The sequence below is a fragment of the Proteus sp. GOKU genome (genome assembly GCF_015475555.1).
GTDB classification, from domain to species: domain Bacteria; phylum Pseudomonadota; class Gammaproteobacteria; order Enterobacterales; family Enterobacteriaceae; genus Proteus; species Proteus mirabilis_B.
Genome location: NZ_CP034105.1, coordinates 3,888,190 through 3,912,373 on the forward strand (window position 1 = coordinate 3,888,190; position 24,184 = coordinate 3,912,373).

Here is a 24,184-nt window from a genome sequence, read left to right on the forward strand (position 1 = left end):
CTCTACTTTTCCTTATGTGTTTTTGGCGCCACAAAAGCGATACAAACTGGCTCAGTAATGGCATCGGGCTCAGCGCGAAACATTATCTCTTGAGTATCGGCTATTTTTAAACTCGGCCAATACTTTAAGCCTTCATCAAAATGTGCTTTCTCACAGTAATAGCCGACTTCACTGACCAATACGACACCTTTTTCTTCTAATTGTTGAAGTGTGATATGTCGATTATAAATATTAGGAGGCTGCACATTCGCTTCTAACACCCATGGCTGTGAAGATAATGGCCTATCTTTGCCATAAAAAGTTACCCATTCATGCATATATTCACCACCCACATACGCAAGTGGAGTGTGATAATGCTGATGCCAAGCTTGTTCAACATCTTGCACAAAGGTTTTTACACCAATAAATTTTTGACCTGCATTACGCACATTAGCGGCTTGAACGACGGTATAACCAGAAACAACCAACATCCCGAAAACACCTAAACCATACAGTGCACCACGTAACGAACGTTTGGGTGTGACACTAATTGAGCCGACAAAAAGTGCCGTCGCAATCGACATAAAGGGTTGTAGCCATTCGCTAATACGTCCCCCTTCATGAAAACTAAACCAAATAAAAATAATCGTTAATGGGAACAGAAAAATAAAATTGAGTAACTGGCTATCTTTAGAAGCAGACCAACTCACACGTCCACCATAAAAACGTAAAATTCCCCACATTAAAATCACTGGGTAAAAAACAGTGAGTGCAGCACGAGTGGTACGTAAATTAAAACGGCTTTCGATTTGTGAATCGACCCACTTAAAAGCGGCGAAATCGGTTTGCCATAACCAAATAAAATTGGGAATAACAAAAGCAAACCAAATAGCCAACGCAATATAGAAATAAGGAGAACGGTAGCTTGCTCGAACCTTAGGCACAAAAAGGCTTGATAAAAATACGGAACCAATAAAAGCTAATGATGAATATTTCCCCATTGTGGCGATACCCATCGTAATGGCAAAACCAATCCAATATTTTTGATTGTCATTAATAGCACAAAGGAAAAAATAGAACGCCCATGCCCAACAACCAACTAGAATATAGTTATCGTTATAAGGGATAATATCAAAGTTGATAACGCCAGATAAATTAAGCGCCAACATAGCAAACCAAGCTAAGTTAGTATTTTGTGTCAACTTATAGGCTAAGTTCCAAACGCCTAATAGCCCAACAGCAATGACAATAAAGTGGATAAAATACCAATAAAAGCTAAAATCGATACCGCCGTAAATAGCTGGTGTCATTATAAAGCCAACAAACCAAGGATTTTTAGGGGAACCCCACCCTCCGTTAGTGCCCCAATTGACAGCCTCTACGGCATCATAAGGCACTGTAGGGTCAAAAAGATAACTCACTAAGATCCAAATTGCCGCATAACCAATAACCCACCAATATACTGGTTTACGAAATTGCGCAGATGATAATGTCATAATAAATAGAAATTTAAGTTAATTAATTTAGTTTAGTCGTTAAATGATGTCACAACACAGTAAAGTATAGTGAAACGAACCGCACATTGTACGTGAGCAAAAATTAAATTGTCTTAAATTTGCGCTTTTATTGAAAATTTGTTTCTGATAGATTGCGCAACCAAGAAGATCACTATCGAGTTACCATTATGAATATGATTAAAAGAAAGCCCGCAGCTAAAGCACGTAAGAAATCGCGTGAAGAGCTGAACGCGGAAGGACGTGAACGTAAACGTCAAAAGAAACACCGTGGCAATCCTGCCGGTAACCGTCAGCAGGAAGCGGAAAATAAACAGCAAGCTAAAAATACAGCGCCGAAAGATCCACGCATTGGTAGCAAAAAACCGATCCCTCTGATTGTAGGTGATGCACCAAAAGTCGTGAAGAAAAAACCTGCGCCAGTTAAAGCAGAGCCAGTTCGTTTAACGCCTGAGCAAGAATTAGACCTGTTAGAAAACGATGCACGTTTAGATGAATTACTGTCTCGTCTTGAAAACGGTGAAAAACTCAATGCAGAAGAACAGGCCTATACTGAGAAAACCCTTGATCGCATTGACGAATTAATGGTTGAGCTAGGTATTGAGTTTGAAGATGATGACGATGAAGAAAAAACTGAAGACATCATGCAATTACTGAAAGGTAAATAATCAAAAGGCTAATCATTTTCCTTGATTACCTTATATCTAGCGGATATCAATAACCTGTTGATATCCGTTATTTTTTTATAAAATACCCGCTTTTTTATTTTTCATTAATCCTCACCATTAACAATAGATTAATTAACAACCTTAAGCTCAGATAACTCCATCTATTCCTCTCTTGTTATCCCTGATATCCTATTTTTCTATCTTTAATATACGAGTGATAAAAAACATGGATAACAGACAGCAGTACTTAGATATCGCAGCCGGGCAAGGAGAAAAAGTGCCCTCTCGTATAGTGGCTTTCCCTGCACAGCCACTAAACTATGCGCTTATTGAACAACGCCTAGAAGAACAGACAGATTACACTGATGGTGAAATCAATTACCTAAGTGAAAATATTGATGACGGTTTTTTCTATCGTTGTCAGCATGGTGATGACGAATTACATTTTTTTGTCTGCCTTTACCCTCGTGATGAAGATTACGAAATACGCCCAATGTATTCGACTGACGAACTCACGCCGCAACTACTTGCGCATGCAAATGCGACAACACAAGATTTATTATTAGAAACACTTTTTACTGAAACCTTGCATCCTTTGGCAAGTTATCGCCATCAACTGAATTTTCTCAATATCATTGCACCAGAAATGATCTTAGCATTAGATGAATCAGCAGCAGGTAAAGCATTAACGCCTGAGTGGGTCCGCTTTCAATTAGAAACACCCGATCTCTATCCTGAAGTAGAAAGCTTATATGTTATTCATGCTGTCTATGATACAGAAAATGATCCACCAACCATGTTCTGGTTCCATACTCATGGATTAGCACGTTGTGGCTTGACCGAAGTCGATTTAGTTATTCCAAGTATGCTTGAGTCTTACTATGGTATTCCTGATCTCTTCCGTTGCTTTGTTAACAACAGTATTAATCATCGCCAAATCGAATTTGGTGAACCGATGCTTTGTGGCCAAACATCATCAGGCTTAGAGTATCTTGTCGCCTTACCTTTTGAAGAGGGTATTCGCCATGTTAATCAATCAACACCGCTTGAAAGCCTTAGACCTTTAGAGGAAATGCGTTATGACACTGAAGGCGCACCAAATGGCATTTTCTTGGGTGATTTAGCCGATCGTGATGAATATCATCAACATCCTTCTTCCATGCTATTTAGAACCAATGAAGAAAACCCAATTTTAGAAACTTTCTTTAAAGGTTATGAAGAACAACAAGCGATGATGCTACTGCGTAGTAATGAAGAAACCTATGAGATGTCTGAAAAAGCCAAGCGACGCTGGGAATACTTCGTTTCTATGTTTGATAACTATAATCAGCCACCTGTTGAGAAAAAGAGTGGTTTCCTCTCTAAGTTATTAGGAAAAGACAAACCTGAAGAAACCGAAAACCCTTGGCAGTTTATGATCAAGTTCGGTATTCCTTATGGTGATGGGGAAGAAAAAGAGCTAGAGCATATGTGGTTTGTGCCACAGTCTCGTGATGGAGATACCATTTATGCAAAATTACTCAACGTGCCATTTTACGTTGAGGATATGCAAGAAGGTGAAACCTATCCTATCAACAACGCATTAATAACTGATTGGGTCGTTTCATACGAAGATGATAGTTATACCCCTAACAATATTTACCAACTTTTTAGCCACCAGCAAACTCACTAATTAGCGAGTATTTCACCATGACAACGCGAGCTTTTTACTTAAGCTCGCGATCTTCATATTCTTAAAATCTACTTTTATATTGTTACCCGTTAACATCATTAACTGATTGTTATTTTGTTGCTACGTTGACATTTCAACTCTTCACATTTTGTTTTTGTCTAGTAACAGATAAGGCAAACAGCCTATTTTCATCCTAATATCTTTTCTCTGGTTGATTTAAATCAAGTGTAGATAAGCGTAGACTAGGCTAAATTATACCCAATAAGGATAATTATAATTCGCATTAGCATTAAAAATATTTATTATAATTACCCTGACTATTATTGTGTGAATTCTCATACACGTTAATAATTATCAGTATCATTATTTTTTGTATCAATATTCGTGGAAGGACGATTATGTCTCTGATCCCAAATCACAGTTATAAAATCTTGAGCTACTCACCTCAGATTAGCCCTGCATACAGACAGAAACTATTATCTTTAGGTATGTTACCTGGCGCTGTGTTTAACGTTATTCGTATCGCACCACTGGGTGATCCTATTCAAATAGAAACGCACCGAGTGTCCCTAATTTTGAGAAAAAAAGATCTCGCACTCATTAATCTTAGCGAAGTGGTTCATAACGAAAAATAATCGTTATTTCTCATTCAACCAGGCAAGACAACTATTGGCATCACTATTATGACTCCTCTCACTATAGGCCTTATCGGTAATCCCAATGCCGGTAAAACAACACTCTTTAATCAGTTAACAGGCTCTCGTCAGCGTGTGGGTAACTGGGCGGGTGTAACGGTCGAACGCAAAGTTGGTCGTTTCACAACTGCAAATCATAAAATTGAGCTCGTCGATTTACCCGGGACTTACTCTTTAACGACAATTTCAGAACAGACATCTCTTGATGAGCAAATTGCCTGCCATTTCATTTTAAGTAATGAAGCAGACATGCTGATTAACGTGGTTGATGCATCAAATCTTGAGCGTAACCTCTATTTGACATTGCAACTGCTTGAGCTTGGCATTCCATGTATTGTGGCATTAAACATGCTCGATATTGCAGAACACCAAGATATGCAAATTGATATCAACGCACTTTCAGAGCAACTGGGTTGCCCTGTTATTCCAATGATTTCAACCAAAGCATCTGGTATTGATAAGCTCAAGGAAGCCATTGATACCTTCCCTGCTGAAAAGAAAAAACCTCAAGAATTACTGACTTCTTATCCACTATGGTTATTAAATGAAGTCGAGACACTTGCTGAAAAAATTAATCATGATGAGTTTAATTTACAGCAACGTCGTTGGATGGCATTACAGTGTTTAGAAGGGGATATCTATACCCATCAACGTGCACAAGTCACCAGTGAAGATATCAAAGCTATTCGTCAACGAATTCAAGACGAACATAATAATGAACCAGAATTAGTCATTGCTGATGCCCGTTATCAAAATATTGAGCGCATCTGTCATGCAGTGATTAATATGGAGTCCATTAAGCCAAATATCCTGACACAAAATATCGATAAAGTGATATTAAACCGTTGGTTAGGCGTACCTATCTTCCTATTTGTCATGTATTTAATGTTTGTACTTGCGATTAACATCGGTGGTGCATTACAACCTGCTTTTGAAGGTGGCTCTGAAGCTATCTTTATTCATGGTATTCAATGGATTGGTGCAACTTTTAACTTCCCTGAATGGCTGACAATTTTCCTTGCTCAAGGTGTCGGTGGTGGTATCAATACTGTTCTTCCATTAGTGCCACAAATCGGGATGATGTATCTCTTTTTATCTATCCTTGAAGACTCAGGTTATATGGCTCGTGCCGCATTTGTTATGGATAGATTGATGCAGGCTCTGGGTTTACCGGGTAAATCATTCGTACCACTGATTGTCGGTTTTGGTTGTAACGTACCTTCTATTATGGGTGCGCGTACTCTTGATGCACCAAGAGAGCGATTAATCACCGTATTAATGGCACCGTTTATGTCTTGTGGTGCTCGTTTAGCTATCTTCGCGGTATTTGCGGCAGCCTTCTTTGGTAAAAACGGCGCGAGTGTTGTTTTCTCACTTTATCTTCTCGGTATTGTGGTTGCTATCCTGACTGGCTTGCTGCTAAAACACACCATTATGCGCGGTGAAGCGTCACCTTTCGTGATGGAACTACCTGTTTATCACGTTCCCCACCTAAAAACGTTACTCATGCAAACATGGCAACGTCTAAAAGGTTTCGTTGTACGTGCAGGTAAAGTCATCATTATTGCGAGTATGTTTATTGGTGCGCTAAATAGCTTTACCTTCTCTGGAAAACCTGCGGATAACATCAATGATTCTGCATTAGCTTCTGTCAGTAAAGTTATCACGCCATTACTGCAACCTATTGGTGTTCACAATGATAACTGGCAAGCAACAGTTGGTTTAGTCACTGGTGCGATGGCAAAAGAAGTGGTTGTGGGAACATTAAATACCCTCTATACCGCAGAAAGCATTGTTAATGAGCCATTTGATCCTGAAGAATTCGACCTGTGGGGAGAAATTGGTGATGCCTTTGGTGAAACATGGGATAGCTTAAAAGAGACCTTCACTTTAGCTGCACTTTCTAACCCAATTGAAGCCAGTAAAGGTGATGGTGAAATGGATACCGGCACAATGGGAACCATGGGCGCTAAATTCGGTTCAGGCATTGCTGCTTATAGCTACTTAATCTTTGTTTTACTGTATGTACCTTGTGTTTCAGTAATGGGTGCTATCGCTCGTGAAACTAGCCGGGGCTGGATGACCTTCTCTATTCTTTGGGGATTAAATATTGCTTACTCACTGGCTGCGCTGTTCTATCAAACCGCAACCTTTAGCGAGCATCCACAAAGCAGTACAATCACCATTGCTGCGGTTGTGATATTTAACTTAGTTCTATTTATCTTGTTGCGTAATGCTCGTAATCGTCTAACAATTAACTTAAGCAATAAGTCATCATTGACTAAACAATGTTGTTCAAAAGGTAGCTGTCACTAAGTGACAAAGGAAAAGTAAGATGGCCAGTTTGATAGAAGTACGTGATTGTATCGCCCTTAATGGTCGAGCCGATGCCCGTCTTATCAGCCATCAACTCAATATGCCTGAACCGTTGGTGCAAGCAATGTTAGAGCGGCTCACATTGATGGGTAAGCTTCAAGAAGTCGATGTCGAGGATTGTCTTACGGGTAGCTGTAAAAGTTGCCCTGAAGCCACTGCCTGCCAGACAAAGCTTTATCAACTAGTTTAACTAATTGATAAATGCCTCATAAAAATCCCTTACTTATGAACTGACCCCAGTTCATTATGTAGGGGATTTTTTTATCTAATGCGCAAGATGAATCATTTTCATCTTCCTATTTAATGATTTACTTTCCTAACTATCGCGGCATAATCCATTAAATATAGACGTAAAGACGTCTATTTAATTTCACTTTATAAGAATATAAAAATTATGCCAATAACTGAATTTTCATCAACGATCACCACAGGCGAGCAAGGCAGATTACAAATGCAATGCGCGTCACGCCAATTTCAATTTTTACTTGATGAACCTGTATCACTGGGAGGTAAAGACAGTGCAATGAATCCTGTGGAAGCACTATTAGGTACGTTAGGTGCTTGTAAAGGTATCGTGGCAAAAAGCTTCGCACGTATGCACCAAATTAATCTTAAAAATATTCGCATTGAAGTCAGAGGCGAATTAGATACCGATGGTTTTACCGGAAAAAATAAAGAAGCTAAAATCGGTTTTAGTAAAATTACGACCGAGTTTTTTATTGAAGCAGATAATAGCGAAGAAGAGATCGCTGCATTTATCGCTTTTATTGAACGCACTTGCCCTGTTGCCGACACAATAAAAAATGCACCGATTCTAGAAACTGCATTTCACCTCGAGAATGTACTTGCATAGTCAGTAGTTATTGCTGCCCTCAATAAAAGGGCGGCATTGTTATGGGAGGCATTGTTACAGTGCTTCTTTAAACCACGGTTGGCGTAATAACTTCTCAAATAACTGCTTATTTTCTTCACCAATAATGCTCACAATTTCGGTGATGATCTCTTGCTTTAGCTCATCGTAGCGTTGATAGCATTCTCGACCTAATTGAGTCATTTCGACACCTTTTAGCTTCTTACTGTCTTTCATATCAAACACATTAATTAAGCCTTTTTGCTCCAATTGCCGTATAAATTTATGAATGGCTTGTCTGGAAATCGCGACTGTTTTACTGATTTCAGCAATAGTGGCGGGTTCATACACAATACGTGACAAGATATACCATTCTGAATTAGCCAAATGGATATCACTTTGTGCGTTCCAGCAGGTATCAATGCGCGAACGCAACAAAGTGTGTTTTTCACTAATTAAATCAATAATATCAATCTGTTCCAATGAAATAGCCATGCTTCTCATCCTCTTTTTTCTGCCAGTATAACAGAATAAAGTTGTCAACTCAGTTGATCATATTCTTCATTTCCGTTATTTTCCATTACGTCAATCTAGTTGACATAATAAATAGGAAATAAATGTAATGAACAAAGCAGAAAAAATTGTCACTCAACCCCGTTCAATGATAAGTGTCTTAATGTTAGGGACATTTGTGGGGTTATTTGGTGAAACCGCGCTGAATATGGCGCTAACAAATCTGATGGAACAATTCGTAATTAGTGCTGGGTTAGCACAATGGCTTGTGACTGGATATCTACTGACTTTAGCTATCTTCGTACCTATCTCCGCAATTTTAGTTCGGTGGTTTAATACGAGAAGTTTGATCATTAGCGCATTATTGATATCACTATTAGGCTGTGTAGTTGCCGCACTTGCACCTAATTTCGCTATCCTGATGATTGGACGTGTTATTCAAGCAACGGGGACAGGGATTATCCTGCCGGTATTAATGAGTGCAGCTTTACTGATCTTTCCTCTTTATCAAAGAGGTGCTGTTATGGGTGTTATTGGTTTAACAATCACCTTGGCTCCTGCATTAGGCCCCACATTATCGGGTTTTATTTTAACCTCAATGAACTGGCATGCCATTTTTTGGATCAGTGCGCTATGTTATATCGCCGTTTTAGTCTTGGCTTTTCGTTCAATGGAACATATTGGTACTCTGACAAAACCTCGTATTGATATTATTTCACTCTTATTATCTTCTATCGGTTTTTCTGGTGTGATTTATGGATTAGCTGTATTAGCCGAACATTCAATTACTTCAGTAAATGTTTGGGGTTCAGTATTAATAGGTATCTTGAGTTTATTGCTGTTTTGCTGGCGACAAAAACAGCTCGCAACACCAATGATTAACCTTCAAATTTTTAAGCACTCAATATTCGTTGTCGGGTTATTAATGATGATAGTTTGCATGATGAGCGTATTATCCGTTGCGATCATTCTTCCTATCTATTTGAAAGACGTTCTACTATTCAGTGCTGCGATTGCAGGTATTTTATTACTACCCGGCAATATCATTAATGTGATTTTTTCACCATTAATTGGTTTTCTTTATAATCGATACGATGCCCGCTTTTTTGCCGTTATAGGTGCATTGTTTATGTTGTTGAGTGCCAGCATTTTCTTAGTTGTTATTAATGAATATACTGTGGCATGGAAAATTGTTATCGCCTTTATGTCGCTTTGTATGGGCGTAACCTGTGTCATTATGCCAGCGCAAACAACCGCATTAAGCGATTTAACGCCGGATCTTTATGCTGATGGCTCTGCTATTTGGAACACGCTATATCAAGTTTCTGGTGCATTAGGCACCTCTATCGCCATTACGTTAATGTCTTATTTTCGTGAAAACGCCTTATCACAAAATAGTGCTATCGCCGCCCTATCATTTGGTACACACGCCGTATTTTATTTCACATTAGCCTTGAGCATCATTGCGTTATTACTGGCTTTTCGACTGAAAAAACCATTAGCAAAAGCAACGTTATCCTCTAAATAATACTGTTTGAAACACGTTATCATTTCAGATAAAAAAAGAGCCCATATTAAGCCAAAAGGCATAACATGGGCTAAATCAGACAATTATTCAAAACTAACTAAGGGCGGAACTAAGTTATAAAAGTGAAAAGAGAAAGGGTAATCGTGAATAGTTACTCATTAAATTGATGAGCAAAATAGTCATCGCTATAAGCTTGGGCAAAATTAAATGAGGCTTTACGTTCAGCAAGGCGGAAGAACTTCTCAACCTCTTGTGCCGATAGCGTTGTAAAGGATTTTGATTTTTCAGAAAGCGTATTAAATGCACATTGTGAGAGTGTTTCGACTTTCGCCATATCAAATCCCACAAGTTTGCCATCACGTTTACGAATAACACCATCAGCAATAACCGTATCAACATCACTGCCTTTCGTCATTTGTACAACACAACCAGCTGGATTCATGGTTGGAACAAAATCGTCTTTATGGCGAATAACAATCACATCTGCTTTTTTACCCTCAGTAAGTGATCCAATTTCATCAGCAAGTCCCATAATTTCGGCACCACCTAATGTTACCCAGTGCAAAGCTTCTCTTACTGTTGGTGTGATTTCAAAAGGCATGGTATCGCGTTGATGCACCTTATCATTAGCAAGTGCACGTTCTATTTGAAGCGCAATATTCACTTGGGTAAACATATCATCGGTTGTCACACCAGTTAAATCCGTTCCCAATGCAAAAGGAATATCATGTTCAACACAAGCGCGATAAGGCAAAAAGCCCATTCCCATTTGTAATTCACTTGATGGAGTACTGACAACATACCCTCCAGTTTTGGCAACCAGTTTCCAATCTTCACCTGTTAATCCATTACTATGAGCATGTAAATGACCGGGTAAAAGCAAGCCTCTGTCGTCTAACTCGCGTAATCCTCGTAGCAACAGTGAGGTCTTGGCAGCTCCTGTATGTGACGCACATTTGATACCTAGCTCATCCGTTAATTTGATCTGTTTTGCTGAAATATCAAAAGGCACTGTGCCTAGATCAGAAATGAGCATTCCCATTTCCAAACGATCTTGTCCATTAAATTGGCTACCCGTGATTTCTCGTACGTTCGCTAATCGCTCATCTTGAGATTTAAAGCCAATAGGTTTGAAATCATAGACTTGCATTCCATAGGCATAAACACCACGAATACCACTATCTTTCATTGCTTGAATTGCATTGAGAGCATGTTCTGGTGTATTCACACAATCGTTAACTTCATAAACCGTTGTTGTACCTGCATTTAATGCACTGATATTACCCGCAAGTACCGCTGCATACATATTGTCAGCCGTTAAGACACTACCAAAAGCATAAAATGTATTAATTAAAAATGCAGGCAATGATTCCTCAGTTGATACACCACGAAAAAGCGACATCCAATCATGGCGGTGTGCATCCACCATTCCTGGCATAACAATCGCACCTTGAGCATCAATAAACTCAGCATCTTTATGAGAATCAAAGCCATCTATCGCCTGACTAATACCCGTAATGCGATTTCCTTCGATTAATAATGCACCATTAATAATGTCGCCATGTGTTTTATCCATTGTGATAAACGTGCCACCGCGGATCACTTTTTTACTATTTACCATTGTTTTTCCTAACCTCATTTAAAGTGTACTGTATAGTACAGTACATTAAAAATAAAGATCAACTCTGCGTAATTGATCATTTTTTTGTTAAGATCCAGAAAATAAAAAATAGGCTATTCTGATCCAGAGATTGATAATAAATTGAATATTCACTAATTTTAGTATTTTCAATAACATCAATAGTCTATATAAACCACGTATTTTCTATCTAGAAAAAATCCCTGTTGCACACAAAATGCTGAAGAGGAAAAATAAATGGCACAGAATGCCAAGGCTACCCCTTTAAATGAACGAGGTAAAAAAAGAGCCGACGCCATAATTAAAGCGGCAACAGAGATCTTTATTGAAAATGGCTACGAGAAAACAAGCCTTGATATGATAATCACCCGTTCTGGTGGCTCTCGCTCTACACTCTATGCGCATTTTGGTGATAAAGAAGGGTTACTTTCTGCCGTAATCGAGTCATTAATTAATGATATTTTTAGCGTCGAGAACAACCAAGAGCATATAAACACACCTTACGACGTGTTATACCAATTTGGCTCCTGCTTTATTCGTAAAATGCTTAATTCTAGTTCGATTGGTCTCTATCGTTTAATTATTGCTGAGTCAGCAAATCATCCCCAATTAAGTCAAAATTTCTACCTACTGGGTCCGCAAAAAGTATATGGACATCTTACTGAAAATTTACGTTCTATATTACCTTCGCTCTCTGAAAAACAGCTGTTTCCATTAGCGCAACATTTCACTGAAATGCTAAAGACTAAACTTTTTTTCGACAAACTCTATCTACCTGAAACAGTTATCACAGAGGAACAAATAAACGACCAAGTTGCCCTTTGTAGCCGTATTATTGCAACTTATATAGAGCACGAATTAAGTTTATCGAAAAATTAGGTTTAAACTCGCTATTTTTCGACTATAACCTACGCTTAATTGGCATGATAAGTGACACTACTTATTTAATATTAAAAGTAACATTACCTTTTTAAAGGATAATATTATGCCAATTATTGAGTTTTCATCAGTTATCACTAATGACGCATCTTCGCCCTTACAAATGCAATGTTCTTCACGACAATTTACGCTAATTGTCGATGAACCTGTTGCCTATGGCGGTGAAGACAGTGGTGTTAATCCCATTGAAGCATTACTCTCCTCAATTGGCGCATGTAAAGGGATTGTCGCTAAGAGCTTCGCACGGCTTCACCGTATTAAGCTTAAAAATATCCGTATTGAGATGAAAGGCGAGATCGATCCAGATGGATATATGGGAAAAAATAAGAGTGCAAAAATTGGCTTAAGTCGTCTTTCAACGCATTATTTTATCCAAGCCGATAATACAAAAGAGGAAATACAGGCGTTTATTGATTTTATTGAACACACTTGTCCGCTTTCTGACACTATCAAAAATGCCCCTATGTTTCATACCTTTGTTGAAATTGAATAAATAATATCTGCATAAAGAGATCTGCCTTAACTTAAATAAAGGCAGATCGTTAAGATAATCACGACTGAATATCACAAGCCTCAATTAACGCTTGAGTAAATTCATCTGGATGTGAAATAAATGGCGCATGAGCTGCATTACGGAAAATAACAGAAGGTGAATGAGGATAAATAGCATCTAATAATCCAGCTACTTTCCGAGGAACTAAGCCATCTAAATAACCATAAAAACGAATAAAAGGACAACTCAGCGTTTTTAACTCTTCTCGTAAATCCTCAGTACGCAAAATTTCTAGTCCACCATTAAGTACTTCGACAGAAGGGAGTGGTTGCTCTAATACTACTGACTTTAATGCCTTCATATCTTCACGCGCACTTTGTGTGCCCAATGTTTGCAGTGCTAAAAAACGTTCAACTGTACGATGAAAATTCTCGTTTAACTGCTGTTCAAACCCCTTTAACACTTCAGGTTTGATACCCGGCCAATCCTCATGAGCAGCAAAGCAAGGCGAAGAAGCCACTGTAATCAATGCTTGTACATTATTGGGATTATCTAAAACAACACGGCTGGCGACTAATCCCCCTAAAGACCATCCTAACCAAATGGCATTATCGGGGGCTTTGGTAAAAACAATGTCAGCCATCTCTTTTAATGTAAGAACAGGAAACCCTTGGCTACGACCATATCCTGGGAGATCAACAAGATGCAGTGTAAAATGCGAACTTAGTCGCGGTATTAATGATTGCCAGACCTCTGCATTCAATCCCCATCCGTGTAATAGCACAAGATGCGTTTTTCCTTCACCCATTGTCTGCCAATACAATTTATTCATTGTTATGCTCTCTTCTCTTAGTACAGGGATTTTCATTATGTGGATAACAATAGCAGGATATTGTTGGTTGTGTCGCCAACCCTTACATTATGATACTAAAGGTGTTTGTTCGAGTTGTATTCGACATTTACCTAAGCAGCATAACCGCTGCCCATGCTGTTTATATCCCTCATCTCACTCTATGATGCTATGTGGGCGCTGCTTGCAATCACCTCCATTATGGAAACAGATGTTGACAGTCACTGACTATCAACCGCCATTAAATAAATTATTACACCTTTATAAATACCAACCTCGCCCTCAAATAGCTTTATGTCTTGCACGACTTTTTCTATTGCGATGGCTTTCACATCGGCGAGAAAACTTGGTGCAGATACCTGACAGAATTATTAGCGTTCCTTCGCATCATCATCGCCGTTGGTCTAGAGGCTTTGAGCAAGTAGAAGCTATCGCTAAGCCTTTGGCAAGGTGGCTAAATTGTGCTTATCAACCGAATACCCTGATAAGAACTCGTGCTACACTGGTGCAAACGCATCTTAATGCCAAACAAAGGCAACAAAATTTAAAGAATGCATTTGTATTAAATAACACAGTGTCGGTATCAGGGAAAAATCTGGCACTAATTGATGATGTTATCACTACAGGCGCGACATTAAAGAGCATAGTACCCTTGTTATTTCGTGCGGGAGCACGCTCTGTTGAGGTATGGGCGATTTGCCGAACCTTGTAGTTAACCGCCAATTGGGCGTATGATAACCAACCAGAACAGTCAACTATTGAGCAAGACGATATGATTATTATTACTGATGCCGCACAGGCGCATTTTGCCAAACTACTGGCTAACCAAGAACCCAACACCCAAATTCGTGTATTCGTTATCAATCCAGGCACACCTAATGCTGAATGTGGCGTTTCATACTGCCCACCTGATGCCGTAGAGCCAAACGATACTGAAATTAAGTTCGAAAAACTTTCTGCGTATGTTGATGACATCAGCGCACCTTTCTTAGAAGATGCAGAAATTGACTTTGTCACTGACCAACTGGGCTCACAATTAACGCTGAAAGCACCTAACGCAAAAATGCGTAAAGTCGATGCTGATGCACCGTTAATTGAACGCGTCGAATACGTACTGCAATCACAAATTAACCCACAATTAGCCGGTCATGGTGGTCGCGTTAGTTTGATGGAAATCACTGAAGATGGTTATGCTATCTTACAATTTGGTGGTGGCTGTAACGGTTGTTCAATGATTGATGTCACATTAAAAGATGGTATCGAAAAAGAGCTGTTAAACCTGTTCCCAGATGAATTGAAAGGTGTGAAAGATTTAACTGAACACCAACGCGGCGAACACTCCTACTACTGATCCCTCAGTATCACATCCCCTATGATACTCACCTGCACTGATATCATGGGGGATTTGTTTATTAAAATAATCATTTACAAAGTGTAACGTCATCTTTACCCATTTGACGTTATGATAAATGTATCGTTCTCTCGCTCAGAACAAATAAATCAATTAACAATATAATAAATAAGACAATTATGGATAAGTTTCAATTTCTTAGTATTGAACAAGCCTATCAATTCTGGACATCTCAATCGGCAATCTTAGTTGATGTAAGAGATCCTCAGAGTTACCGCATTGGTCATGCTACTGGCGCATTTCATCTCACCAATGATACGCTAAACCAATTTTTACAAGATGCTGACTTTGATGTTCCTGTTATGGTGATGTGTTATCACGGTCATAGCAGCCAAGGCGCAGCTCAATATCTGGTCAATATGGGCTTTGAAACCGTTTATAGTATCAACGGTGGTTTTGAAGCATGGCTAAGAGAGTTTCCACAAGCGATAACTTCTCTGCAATAACTACAGATGAGTTTTGTTAATGATCCACATTATTACGCTTTCTAACCCTCAAGCAGCTGATTTATTTGTCAATTATATGGCAACGAAAGGTGTGCGAATTCACGCAAAAAATGAAAATCAGCAGATCTCACTTTGGTTAGAAGACCAACATCAGTTGGATATGGTTGAAAAAGAACTAAATACTTTTTTACGTGAGCCTTTTCACCCACGTTACCAAGCCGCGAGTTGGCAAACCGGAGATCCGAAAAATACGGGTATAAAATATCGCCCTGCCTTTTCGATAAAAAATATGGTGCAACGCTCAGGCCCATTAACGGTACTGGTGGTCATTTTATGTATCCTTATTTTTATTTGGCAACAAGTAGCAGGCGATTATAACGTTATGCTCCATCTGGCGTGGCCTTACAAAGAGAGCTTGAACTTTGAAGTTTGGCGCTATATCACCCCTGCGTTTGTTCACTTCTCACTGATGCACATCGCCTTTAACCTTGCGATGTGGTGGTATCTCGCAAGTCAAACAGAGCAACGATTAGGTACGGGTAAACTATTTGTCATCATGCTCGTTTCTGCGCTCTTTAGTAATTGGGCACAATCACTGTTTACAGACTCTAATTTTGGTGGGCTTTCCGGTGTTGTTTACGCATTAATCGGCTATGTAGGCTTAACAGGAATACGTAATCCAGAAAAAGGTATTGGTGCTCCAACAGGCTTAATCGGCTTTTCGATTTTGTGGATTGTTGCGGGTTACATGGGCGTTTTAGGTGACTCTATCGGAAATACTGCACATTTTGCAGGCTTCCTTATCGGCTTATTGATGGCTTTGTGGGATAATCGACATCAATTATCTCGTAGATCATAATAAAATTAACATGATATTTTTAACATTAGGGGATACCTGTGAAGCAAACGCAACGACATGATGCCATCATTGAACTGGTACGCCTACAAGGCTATGTCAGCACTGAAGAATTGGTGGAGCATTTTGAAGTCAGCCCACAGACAATCCGACGTGATTTAAATGAATTAGCGGAAAAGAACAAAATCCAACGTCATCACGGCGGTGCGGCATTACCTTCAAGCTCCGTAAATACGGCTTATCATGATCGTAAAATCATGTGGTCTGATGAAAAATCACGTATCGCACAACGAGTAGCAAGCTTAATTCCTGATGGTGCAACACTATTTATTGATATCGGAACAACACCTGAAGCCGTTGCGCATGCTTTAATTAACCACAAAAACCTACGTATCGTGACCAACAATCTCAATGTGGCAACGTTACTGATGGGCAAAGAAGACTTTCGCTTAATTCTTGCCGGTGGTGAAGTACGTACGCGAGATGGTGGTATTGTCGGTGAAGCTACACTTGATTTTATCTCTCAATTCCGTCTTGATTACGGCATCTTAGGGATAAGCGGCATCGATATGGATGGTTCTCTACTTGAGTTTGATTACCATGAAGTTCGAACTAAACGCGCAATTATCGAAAACTCACGCTGCGTAATGTTGGTGACAGACCATTCTAAGTTTGGTCGTAATGCAATGGTGAATTTAGGCAATATGAATTTGATCGACTACTTATTTACCGATCAAGAACCACCAGCAGGGATCCAAAAAATTGTTGAGCAACACAACGTTCAACTCGAATTATGTTAATTGAATAAATTCCTCAAAAAGTACCTTCTTAGGTACTTTTTTTTCGCCTATTTTTTACTAAACTCTAATTAACTCATTCTATTTACACTCTTTTTTGATACATCACCTGTCTTTTTTATTAATACATTAACAATGTTGTTTATTTTTAATAGGCACACAAAAAATGTGGATATGATAATAAATTGTTATCCATATCACGCGGTTATGTTTTTTATCAGTTATATAGTTGGCATTTTCATCAAACTTCATTACAATTATGAGCGAAAACGAACATTAAAGAATTGTTTCGCGCATTCGTAGGAGGATGTTATGAAAACTCAAGACTTGATTGTCATCGGCGGCGGAATAAACGGCGCTGGAATTGCGGCGGATGCAGCTGGCCGAGGCCTTTCAGTACTTATGCTGGAAGCTCAAGACTTAGCAAGTGCGACATCTTCCGCGAGCTCTAAACTTATTCATGGTGGTTTACGTTATCTAGAACATTATGAGTTTCGCTTAGTAAGCGAAGCACTGGCAGAGCGTGAAGTATTATTACGTTTAGCACCACATATCGCATTTCCAATGCGCTTTCGTCTACCGCACCAACCACACTTACGCCCAGCTTGGATGATCCGTATTGGTCTATTCCTTTATGATCATTTAGGAAAACGTGTCAGCCTGCCAAGCAGTAAAGGCATTAAATTCGGTGCAAATTCTGTGTTAAAACCAGAATTAACACGCGGTTTTGAATATTCAGACTGCTGGGTTGATGATGCACGTTTAGTGGTACTCAACGCACAAGAGATTGTCCGTCGTGGCGGTGAAGTACGCACTCGCACTAAAGTCACTCGCGCTTGGCGTGAAAATAATTTATGGATGGTAGAAGCGCAAGATTTACGCACTGGTGAAACATCGCTCTATCAATCAAAAGCACTTGTCAATGCCGCTGGCCCTTGGGTTAAAACGCTGTTTGATGAAGGCTTAAAACTGAAATCACCTTACGGCATCCGCTTAATTAAAGGTAGCCATATTGTTATTCCTCGCGCTCATAACGAACCGCAAGCTTATATTTTACAAAACGAAGATAACCGTATTGTTTTCGTTATTCCTTGGATGGATGAGTTCTCTATCATCGGTACTACGGATGTTGAATATAACGGCGATCCTAAAGATGTCGCGATTGATGACAACGAAATTCAGTACTTACTGAAAGTCTATAACGATCACTTTAAAAAGCAGTTAACCAAAGAAGATGTGGTTTGGGATTACTCTGGCGTGCGTCCATTATGTGACGATGAATCAGATTCTCCACAAGCGATCACCCGTGATTACACCTTAGATGTTCACGATGATAATGGTCAAACACCACTGTTATCTGTATTTGGTGGTAAATTAACGACTTATCGTAAATTAGGTGAACACGCTGTTGATAAACTCGTGAGCTATTTCCCTAATATGGGTAAACCGTGGACTAAAAACGGTCAATTACCGGGCGGTAATTTAGAAGGTTGTGATCGTGATGGTTACTCTCGTTTAATTCGTCAACGTCACCCTTGGTTACCAGAAGCACTCGCACTGCGTTTTGCCCGCACTTACGGTAGCAACACTGAATTACTGCTTGAAGGTATTACTGATTTAGCAGGTATGGGTGAAAACTTCGGTCATAATCTGTATGAAGCAGAATTACGTTATTTAGTAAAACATGAGTGGGTTATCGAAGTTGATGATGCTATTTGGCGTCGTACCAAACTCGGCATGTGGCTAAATGACGAACAAAAACAACGTATTAGTCAATGGTTAGCGGCAAATACACACACTGCATAAGAGTAGCAAAAATATTCTCTGACTCTGTTCGATGTTTTTATTAGCAATTTTTGTGGCGCCTAATACCGCGCCACTTTTTTTTTGCTTTTTTTACTTTTTTTGCTTTTTTACTCAAACGCTCAAATTATTCATTATTAACAGTGTGCTAACTGTTTTTCTAAAAAAGCTTTTAACACAGTTGCATTATTTTGTTGCTCATCTTTGCCTGAATAAAGTAGTACTAGCGGTTGCTCTTTTGCTATCACAAGAAGGGGTTGCCAATGTTCAGGAGCGCCTGTCAATTCGGCAATATAACGTTGGGTAAATTCAGTAAAATCACCGCCACCCGCATGAAACCATTTTCGTAATTCGGTCGAAGGTGCAACCTCTTTATTCCACTCATCATAATGAAAGTCTGTTTTTTTCACGCCTCTTGGCCACAATCTATCCACTAATACGCGATAACCTTCATGGATTCCCTCTTTATCGTTATACACTCGCTTACAGGTGATCATTTCGCCTCCCTTCAATAAGTTAATTCATTTAATTGTAGAAGAAAAATCACACAGCTTATGCATGGTGAAGCTAATTTTCTTTATTAAAGAAAACTTCAACATGAAGTTTTCTCTCATTTCTATTGAATTATCCTCATCAAAAACAGGGTGAATAGTTGTTGACTAAATAGCCTAATTAAGAGAATCTACATCTAGACGTCTAAATGGTTAGATGGGTAAATAGGTAGTGATACTTAAATAAGAATAACAACACAGTGACATGATTGATGAGGTACAGGTATGAGCTTTTATCACGCAAGCCAACATGAAGCATTAAATCAAAATCTTGCCGAACTTGATGGTCAGATCCAAGTTTCCTTTGAGTTTTTCCCGCCTCGTACCGAAGAGATGGAAAATACTCTTTGGCAATCTCTTGCGCGCTTAAATACCTTAAAACCGAGCTTTGTTTCTGTGACTTATGGTGCAAACTCAGGCGAGCGAGATAGAACTCACTCGATTATTAAAGGAATTAAAGAGCGCACAGGATTAGAAGCTGCACCGCATTTAACTTGCGTTGATGCTAGCCGTGAAGAGCTACAACATATCGCACAAGATTATTGGCAAAGTGGCATTCGACATATTGTTGCCTTACGAGGCGATTTACCAGACAACTCTCAAAAACCCGATATGTATGCCACAGATTTAGTTCACTTACTCAAAGGCGTGGGTGATTTTGATATCTCTGTTGCGGCTTATCCTGAAGTGCATCCTGAAGCAAAAAGTGCACAAGCAGATTTAATTAACTTAAAAAGAAAAGTCGATGCGGGGGCAAATCGCGCGATCACTCAATTTTTCTTTGATGTCGAAAGCTATTTACGTTTTCGTGATCGCTGTGTTTCAACAGGTATTGATGTTGAGATTGTGCCGGGAATTTTACCTGTCACGAATTTTAAACAACTAAAACGCTTTGCGGGTTTAACCAATGTGAAAATTCCGGGTTGGATGCATAAAATGTTTGATGGGTTAGATAACGATCCTGAAACACGTAGTCTGGTAGGTGCTTCGATTGCGATTGATATGGTGAAGATTTTAAGCCGTGAAGGCGTCAAAGACTTCCATTTTTATACACTTAATCGTTCAGAATTAACCTATGCTATTTGCCATACGCTAGGTGTTCGTCCTGAACTTGTGCAAGCCTGATCCTATCTTACAATTACCCCGCCAATTAAGCGGGGTGACATCTTGATGAATTACTCACCAAAGTGATACGGTTTTTCTACCGGTAATAGGCTGTATGCGGTGTCGAGATCACCATTAGCAATACAAGCATCTATTTTATGTACCTTATCGGTAATATCCGTAATATTCACAATCCACTCTTTGCAATATTTTTCAACTGCTTGATTTCGCAAACCAATTTGGATGGTGCGATAACTGAGTCGATTCAGATAAATATCACGTTCAGGATCCCACTGAATGCGGATATTACTGGTTTCTGACGCTTCTTTCCACATTTCAGCACTGGCATAGCGGTCTGGATCGAAATGACTCACAACACCTTGTGTCAGCATCTCTTGAAAGCCTCCATGCGTAATATCAACCGCAAGAATAGAAGCTTGATTAGCGTCTTTACGTCCCCAACCAGAGCGGTACATCATCCAAAGAAAGGAAGGTTTTACCCAAGTCATGCGGGTCATACTAAAAGGGGGCGAAACAAATGTTCCGTTTGCGACTGCGCTCTGAGCAATAGTATTTGAATAGGCTTGATAAACACGAACAAAATCATTCGTATAATACGCCCTTACTTCACACTCAGGACATCGGTCAACATCATCGTTCATCTTTCTTTAATATCCTTTTATATTAATAAAATGGAACTATCCGCTTAAATTATGAGCCTCTGATTGCAGATAATCAAGAGCCCCTATTTTTGTTAAAACGAGATAAGTAGAGTAGCGCGCATTTGTAAAAGTAAAAAAAGAATAACAATAAAACGAACAGACTAATGTTCCTATTGTGTTTTATTTATACAGTGATGAGTCAATTAATCCGGCTAATCTACTCACAAAGTGAGGCGAATAAGCGATTTAATTGACTCATTGGGTAGAAATTAGGCGCTCGATAAGTTGTGTTTTTATTAATGCAGGGGATTTAACTGCGGTGCCGGCTATCTTTGCAGACATGATTTCAAAGGCTTTTTCGACTAATAACGCTTCATCTTGCTTCATTGACCACACATTATTAGGTAAAAAACTGAGCATCACATGATCATCGAATGTACCGATATGAAGATGAGCAGGAATACTTCCTTCACGCTGACGGATAACACTCAATAAACCTTCAAGAATAGGCAATGATGAGGCAATAAAATGAGAAGGTATTTGCTGATGTTGCTCTAAATACTGTTTCATCATCTGCTCACCATCTTTGGTCGTATTATGCTCAGCATAAGAGACAGTGACACGATTATCATCACCATAATGCCCTTTTATGGCTTGCACATAACCGCGCAAACGCGCTGCGATGGTGGGTAATAATGCATCACCCGCAAAAAAATGAATTGGTACATCTCGCTTTATCATCGCTCTTGTCAGTTGCGCACCACTGTCACAGTTATCTGAAGCGACACAAATAGCCTCACTGACAGAGAAATCTCTATCTAAAAAAACCAATGGTTTTTGACGATGCTTCACATGATGTAGCTGATTTTTACGGCTTGATGACACAATGAAAATACCATCAACATTACGCTCATCCATTGATTTAACGAGCTTATTTTCATTTTTGATATCACCATAGGTACAGCTAATCGTTAGCTGACAACCAATTTGGTGACAATGCATCTCTAATTTTTCAGCCAAAGCGGCGAAGAATGGGTTAGAAAGACGAGGGATAACCAATCCGTAGGTATCTGTTTTATTAAGCTTTAAGCTTCTAGCTGCATGATTGACGGTATAACCAAACACCTCAACATAGTCCGCTATCTTCTTTTGCGTTTTTGCACTGATCCGGTATTGATCACCTTTGCCATTTAATACCAATCTGACTGTGGTAATAGACAAATTCAGGTCATTTGCAATCTGTTCAACTGTTTTTGCCATTAATATTCCATCATTGATATTGCCCTCATCTTAATGATGAGGGCCAGTTAACCTTTACTGAGCCGGCTTCGCTCGGTATTTCTTCCACATCGCTTTTAACGAAGGTCCAATAATTGGTAGGATCAACGTCAGTATCGCAATACCTAAGAATGTCGCTGTAATCGGGCGTGTATACAGGATAGATAAATCACCCTGAGACATCATTAAAGCACGACGTAAGTTTGATTCAGCCATCGGCCCTAAGATAATCCCAATAACCACAGGAGACATGGAGAAATCGAGCTTAATCATAATGTAAGCGAGTAACCCTGCCCCCATCATCACGAATACATCAATGATACTATGGTTCACAGAATAAGCACCTACACTACATAATACAAAGATAATTGGTACTAATACGCGACGCGGAACATCCATCACTCGAACAAAGAGTTTCATACATAAGAAACCTAAGATACCGAGGAAAATATTCGCCATCATCAAGCCAATAAAGATGCTGTTAACTTCAACTGGATTGTCAGTAAAGAGCTGAGGCCCTAATGCCAATCCTTGAACCATAAATGCACCCATGATAATGGCAGTTGCACCATCACCCGGAATACCTAAGGTCATTAAAGGCACCATGGTTCCGCCTGTTACTGAGTTTGCACCGGCTTCTGGTGCAGAAACACCTTCTGGCGAACCGTGACCAAACTCTTCAGGGTGTTTAGACCAACGTTTTGCTTCGTTATAAGAGATAAATGATGAGATATCTCCGCCCGTTCCCGGAATTGCACCAATCGTTGTACCAATGGCAGATGAACGAAAATAAGTTGGTAACACACGTTTAAAATCAGCCCATGTTGGTAAGACTCGGTGAATACGCGCGTTAATTTTTTCGCTCTTCTTCTGCTTACGTTCACGGTACTCTTCTTCAAAACTAATCAAGCCTTGAGAGAAAGCGAACAGACCAACCAAGATAGGAATAAATGAAACCCCACCCATCAGGTACACAGTATCAAAGGTGAAACGAGGTCCAGATGTCATTGGATCAAGTCCAATTGTCGCAATAGCCAAACCTATCGCGCCACCCATTAATCCTTTCACAATCGATTGCGATGATACACTGGTAATAATACTTATGCCAAATACCGCCAGTGCAAAATATTCAGCCGCAGAGAAACCTGTTGCTACTTTTGCTAATTGAGGCGCAATAACGATCAGGGCAATCGTACTAAAAATCCCCCCAAACATAGACCCCATCGTAGATAAACCCAGCGCTCTTCCTGCTTCACCTTTTTTCGCCATTGGATAACCATCCAATACCGTTGCAGCAGAAGCGGGAGTACCCGGCGTACTAATCAATATCGCAGTAATTGAGCCACCGTAAACGGCACCACAATACATTCCTAATAACAGGAGGATACCCGTCATTCCTTGGAAGGAGTAAGTTAATGGGAGAAGTAATGCAATCCCCATATTCACTGTTAGGCCCGGTAATGCGCCGATAATAATACCCGCAAATACCCCTAACAGGATCATCGTTATCGTTTCCAGACTGAAAACGACCATTAAAGCGTCTAGTATTTCCATCTCAAA

At 39.5% G+C, this 24,184-nt stretch carries 24 protein-coding genes; 16 read left to right on the forward strand and 8 right to left on the reverse strand.

All coding sequences use genetic code 11. The annotated features are described in order from the left end of the window. Positions 1–2: 2 nt before the first annotated feature. Positions 3–1,475: a glycosyltransferase family 39 protein gene (locus tag EHE21_RS17770; RefSeq protein ID WP_194951410.1), complete on the reverse strand. Its 1,473-nt coding sequence runs from the start codon at positions 1,473–1,475 to the stop codon at positions 3–5. Positions 1,476–1,663: 188 nt separating this feature from the next. Here EHE21_RS17770 and yihI point away from each other — a divergent pair, with 188 nt between their 5' ends. The 6 genes from yihI (at position 1,664) to EHE21_RS17800 (ending at position 7,757) form a co-directional block, all read left to right on the forward strand. Continuing rightward, positions 1,664–2,161, forward strand: a complete 498-nt coding sequence (yihI, locus tag EHE21_RS17775) for a Der GTPase-activating protein YihI (RefSeq protein WP_088494309.1) — start codon at positions 1,664–1,666, stop codon at positions 2,159–2,161. Between the two features lie 226 nt (positions 2,162–2,387). Next, a complete protein-coding gene (locus EHE21_RS17780; RefSeq protein ID WP_194951411.1) occupies positions 2,388–3,833 on the forward strand; it encodes a DUF4026 domain-containing protein in 1,446 nt (481 codons plus the stop codon). 398 nt (positions 3,834–4,231) lie between these two features. After that, the gene (feoA, locus tag EHE21_RS17785; protein ID WP_036914344.1) at positions 4,232–4,468 is read left to right on the forward strand and encodes a ferrous iron transporter A; all 237 of its coding nucleotides are present in this window, start codon (positions 4,232–4,234) and stop codon (positions 4,466–4,468) included. Between the two features lie 48 nt (positions 4,469–4,516). Next, positions 4,517–6,844, forward strand: a complete 2,328-nt coding sequence (gene feoB, locus EHE21_RS17790; protein ID WP_194951412.1) for a Fe(2+) transporter permease subunit FeoB — start codon at positions 4,517–4,519, stop codon at positions 6,842–6,844. A gap of 19 nt (positions 6,845–6,863) precedes the next feature. Then, positions 6,864–7,094 (forward strand): FeoC-like transcriptional regulator, encoded by a 231-nt coding sequence (locus EHE21_RS17795; RefSeq protein WP_194951413.1) that lies wholly within the window; start codon positions 6,864–6,866, stop codon positions 7,092–7,094. 204 nt (positions 7,095–7,298) lie between these two features. Next, positions 7,299–7,757, forward strand: coding sequence for an OsmC family protein (locus EHE21_RS17800; protein ID WP_194951414.1), 459 nt, complete (start codon positions 7,299–7,301; stop codon positions 7,755–7,757). A 54-nt stretch (positions 7,758–7,811) separates the two neighbouring features. Here EHE21_RS17800 and EHE21_RS17805 read toward each other — a convergent pair whose 3' ends face one another. Next, the gene (locus EHE21_RS17805) at positions 7,812–8,249 is read right to left on the reverse strand and encodes a MarR family winged helix-turn-helix transcriptional regulator (protein WP_194951415.1); all 438 of its coding nucleotides are present in this window, start codon (positions 8,247–8,249) and stop codon (positions 7,812–7,814) included. A 127-nt stretch (positions 8,250–8,376) separates the two neighbouring features. Here EHE21_RS17805 and EHE21_RS17810 point away from each other — a divergent pair, with 127 nt between their 5' ends. Next, complete coding sequence (locus EHE21_RS17810) at positions 8,377–9,795, forward strand: DHA2 family efflux MFS transporter permease subunit (protein WP_228766713.1); 1,419 nt, start codon at positions 8,377–8,379, stop codon at positions 9,793–9,795. Positions 9,796–9,946: 151 nt separating this feature from the next. On the opposite strand, the gene EHE21_RS17815 is transcribed toward EHE21_RS17810, so the two are convergent. Further along, positions 9,947–11,416: an amidohydrolase family protein gene (locus tag EHE21_RS17815; RefSeq protein ID WP_194951416.1), complete on the reverse strand. Its 1,470-nt coding sequence runs from the start codon at positions 11,414–11,416 to the stop codon at positions 9,947–9,949. Positions 11,417–11,671: 255 nt separating this feature from the next. Here EHE21_RS17815 and EHE21_RS17820 point away from each other — a divergent pair, with 255 nt between their 5' ends. Next, on the forward strand, positions 11,672–12,313 hold the full coding sequence (locus EHE21_RS17820) for a TetR/AcrR family transcriptional regulator (protein ID WP_194951417.1): 642 nt from the start codon (positions 11,672–11,674) through the stop codon (positions 12,311–12,313). A 106-nt stretch (positions 12,314–12,419) separates the two neighbouring features. After that, on the forward strand, positions 12,420–12,866 hold the full coding sequence (locus EHE21_RS17825) for an OsmC family protein (protein ID WP_194951418.1): 447 nt from the start codon (positions 12,420–12,422) through the stop codon (positions 12,864–12,866). 58 nt (positions 12,867–12,924) lie between these two features. On the opposite strand, the gene bioH is transcribed toward EHE21_RS17825, so the two are convergent. Continuing rightward, entirely contained in the window at positions 12,925–13,698 is a 774-nt protein-coding gene (gene bioH, locus EHE21_RS17830; RefSeq protein WP_194951419.1) for a pimeloyl-ACP methyl ester esterase BioH, read from the reverse strand. Positions 13,699–13,735: 37 nt separating this feature from the next. Here bioH and gntX point away from each other — a divergent pair, with 37 nt between their 5' ends. From gntX to glpD, 6 genes are all read left to right on the forward strand, one after another. Further along, positions 13,736–14,428, forward strand: coding sequence for a DNA utilization protein GntX (gntX, locus tag EHE21_RS17835; protein WP_194951420.1), 693 nt, complete (start codon positions 13,736–13,738; stop codon positions 14,426–14,428). Positions 14,429–14,488: 60 nt separating this feature from the next. Continuing rightward, the gene (nfuA, locus tag EHE21_RS17840; protein ID WP_023583208.1) at positions 14,489–15,067 is read left to right on the forward strand and encodes a Fe-S biogenesis protein NfuA; all 579 of its coding nucleotides are present in this window, start codon (positions 14,489–14,491) and stop codon (positions 15,065–15,067) included. A gap of 179 nt (positions 15,068–15,246) precedes the next feature. Continuing rightward, a complete protein-coding gene (gene glpE / locus EHE21_RS17845; protein WP_069369522.1) occupies positions 15,247–15,573 on the forward strand; it encodes a thiosulfate sulfurtransferase GlpE in 327 nt (108 codons plus the stop codon). 19 nt (positions 15,574–15,592) lie between these two features. After that, positions 15,593–16,432 carry a rhomboid family intramembrane serine protease GlpG gene (gene glpG, locus EHE21_RS17850; protein ID WP_194951421.1) on the forward strand — a complete coding sequence of 280 codons (840 nt, stop codon included), beginning with the start codon at positions 15,593–15,595 and terminating at the stop codon, positions 16,430–16,432. A gap of 38 nt (positions 16,433–16,470) precedes the next feature. Continuing rightward, the gene (locus EHE21_RS17855) at positions 16,471–17,229 is read left to right on the forward strand and encodes a DeoR/GlpR family transcriptional regulator (RefSeq protein ID WP_006534541.1); all 759 of its coding nucleotides are present in this window, start codon (positions 16,471–16,473) and stop codon (positions 17,227–17,229) included. A 309-nt stretch (positions 17,230–17,538) separates the two neighbouring features. Continuing rightward, entirely contained in the window at positions 17,539–19,032 is a 1,494-nt protein-coding gene (glpD, locus tag EHE21_RS17860; RefSeq protein ID WP_088494301.1) for a glycerol-3-phosphate dehydrogenase, read from the forward strand. A gap of 134 nt (positions 19,033–19,166) precedes the next feature. Here glpD and EHE21_RS17865 read toward each other — a convergent pair whose 3' ends face one another. Further along, positions 19,167–19,526: a DUF488 domain-containing protein gene (locus EHE21_RS17865; RefSeq protein ID WP_194951422.1), complete on the reverse strand. Its 360-nt coding sequence runs from the start codon at positions 19,524–19,526 to the stop codon at positions 19,167–19,169. A 279-nt stretch (positions 19,527–19,805) separates the two neighbouring features. On the opposite strand from EHE21_RS17865, the gene metF reads away from it, so the two are divergent. Further along, positions 19,806–20,705, forward strand: coding sequence for a methylenetetrahydrofolate reductase (gene metF / locus EHE21_RS17870; RefSeq protein ID WP_088494299.1), 900 nt, complete (start codon positions 19,806–19,808; stop codon positions 20,703–20,705). Positions 20,706–20,755: 50 nt separating this feature from the next. On the opposite strand, the gene EHE21_RS17875 is transcribed toward metF, so the two are convergent. The 3 genes from EHE21_RS17875 to EHE21_RS17885 all read right to left on the reverse strand — a co-directional run bounded on the left by EHE21_RS17875 (position 20,756) and on the right by EHE21_RS17885 (position 24,178). After that, on the reverse strand, positions 20,756–21,346 hold the full coding sequence (locus EHE21_RS17875) for a DUF4291 domain-containing protein (protein WP_194951423.1): 591 nt from the start codon (positions 21,344–21,346) through the stop codon (positions 20,756–20,758). A gap of 255 nt (positions 21,347–21,601) precedes the next feature. Continuing rightward, the gene (locus EHE21_RS17880) at positions 21,602–22,606 is read right to left on the reverse strand and encodes a LacI family DNA-binding transcriptional regulator (protein ID WP_194951424.1); all 1,005 of its coding nucleotides are present in this window, start codon (positions 22,604–22,606) and stop codon (positions 21,602–21,604) included. Positions 22,607–22,660: 54 nt separating this feature from the next. Beyond that, positions 22,661–24,178 carry a tripartite tricarboxylate transporter permease gene (locus EHE21_RS17885; protein WP_069369516.1) on the reverse strand — a complete coding sequence of 506 codons (1,518 nt, stop codon included), beginning with the start codon at positions 24,176–24,178 and terminating at the stop codon, positions 22,661–22,663. Positions 24,179–24,184 lie beyond the last annotated feature (6 nt).

Coding starts and splice junctions, on each gene's coding strand:
- EHE21_RS17770 (WP_194951410.1), bottom strand. CDS start 1,475: ATGACATTATCATCTGCGCAATTTCGTAAACCAGTATATTGGTGGGTT.
- EHE21_RS17875 (WP_194951423.1), bottom strand. CDS start 21,346: ATGAACGATGATGTTGACCGATGTCCTGAGTGTGAAGTAAGGGCGTAT.
- EHE21_RS17805 (WP_194951415.1), bottom strand. CDS start 8,249: ATGGCTATTTCATTGGAACAGATTGATATTATTGATTTAATTAGTGAA.
- metF (WP_088494299.1), top strand. CDS start 19,806: ATGAGCTTTTATCACGCAAGCCAACATGAAGCATTAAATCAAAATCTT.
- glpG (WP_194951421.1), top strand. CDS start 15,593: ATGATCCACATTATTACGCTTTCTAACCCTCAAGCAGCTGATTTATTT.
- EHE21_RS17810 (WP_228766713.1), top strand. CDS start 8,377: ATGAACAAAGCAGAAAAAATTGTCACTCAACCCCGTTCAATGATAAGT.
- nfuA (WP_023583208.1), top strand. CDS start 14,489: ATGATTATTATTACTGATGCCGCACAGGCGCATTTTGCCAAACTACTG.
- EHE21_RS17880 (WP_194951424.1), bottom strand. CDS start 22,606: ATGGCAAAAACAGTTGAACAGATTGCAAATGACCTGAATTTGTCTATT.
- yihI (WP_088494309.1), top strand. CDS start 1,664: ATGAATATGATTAAAAGAAAGCCCGCAGCTAAAGCACGTAAGAAATCG.
- glpD (WP_088494301.1), top strand. CDS start 17,539: ATGAAAACTCAAGACTTGATTGTCATCGGCGGCGGAATAAACGGCGCT.
- gntX (WP_194951420.1), top strand. CDS start 13,736: ATGTGGATAACAATAGCAGGATATTGTTGGTTGTGTCGCCAACCCTTA.
- EHE21_RS17865 (WP_194951422.1), bottom strand. CDS start 19,526: ATGATCACCTGTAAGCGAGTGTATAACGATAAAGAGGGAATCCATGAA.
- feoB (WP_194951412.1), top strand. CDS start 4,517: ATGACTCCTCTCACTATAGGCCTTATCGGTAATCCCAATGCCGGTAAA.
- EHE21_RS17780 (WP_194951411.1), top strand. CDS start 2,388: ATGGATAACAGACAGCAGTACTTAGATATCGCAGCCGGGCAAGGAGAA.
- EHE21_RS17885 (WP_069369516.1), bottom strand. CDS start 24,178: ATGGAAATACTAGACGCTTTAATGGTCGTTTTCAGTCTGGAAACGATA.
- EHE21_RS17815 (WP_194951416.1), bottom strand. CDS start 11,416: ATGGTAAATAGTAAAAAAGTGATCCGCGGTGGCACGTTTATCACAATG.
- EHE21_RS17795 (WP_194951413.1), top strand. CDS start 6,864: ATGGCCAGTTTGATAGAAGTACGTGATTGTATCGCCCTTAATGGTCGA.
- EHE21_RS17820 (WP_194951417.1), top strand. CDS start 11,672: ATGGCACAGAATGCCAAGGCTACCCCTTTAAATGAACGAGGTAAAAAA.
- EHE21_RS17825 (WP_194951418.1), top strand. CDS start 12,420: ATGCCAATTATTGAGTTTTCATCAGTTATCACTAATGACGCATCTTCG.
- feoA (WP_036914344.1), top strand. CDS start 4,232: ATGTCTCTGATCCCAAATCACAGTTATAAAATCTTGAGCTACTCACCT.
- EHE21_RS17800 (WP_194951414.1), top strand. CDS start 7,299: ATGCCAATAACTGAATTTTCATCAACGATCACCACAGGCGAGCAAGGC.
- bioH (WP_194951419.1), bottom strand. CDS start 13,698: ATGAATAAATTGTATTGGCAGACAATGGGTGAAGGAAAAACGCATCTT.
- glpE (WP_069369522.1), top strand. CDS start 15,247: ATGGATAAGTTTCAATTTCTTAGTATTGAACAAGCCTATCAATTCTGG.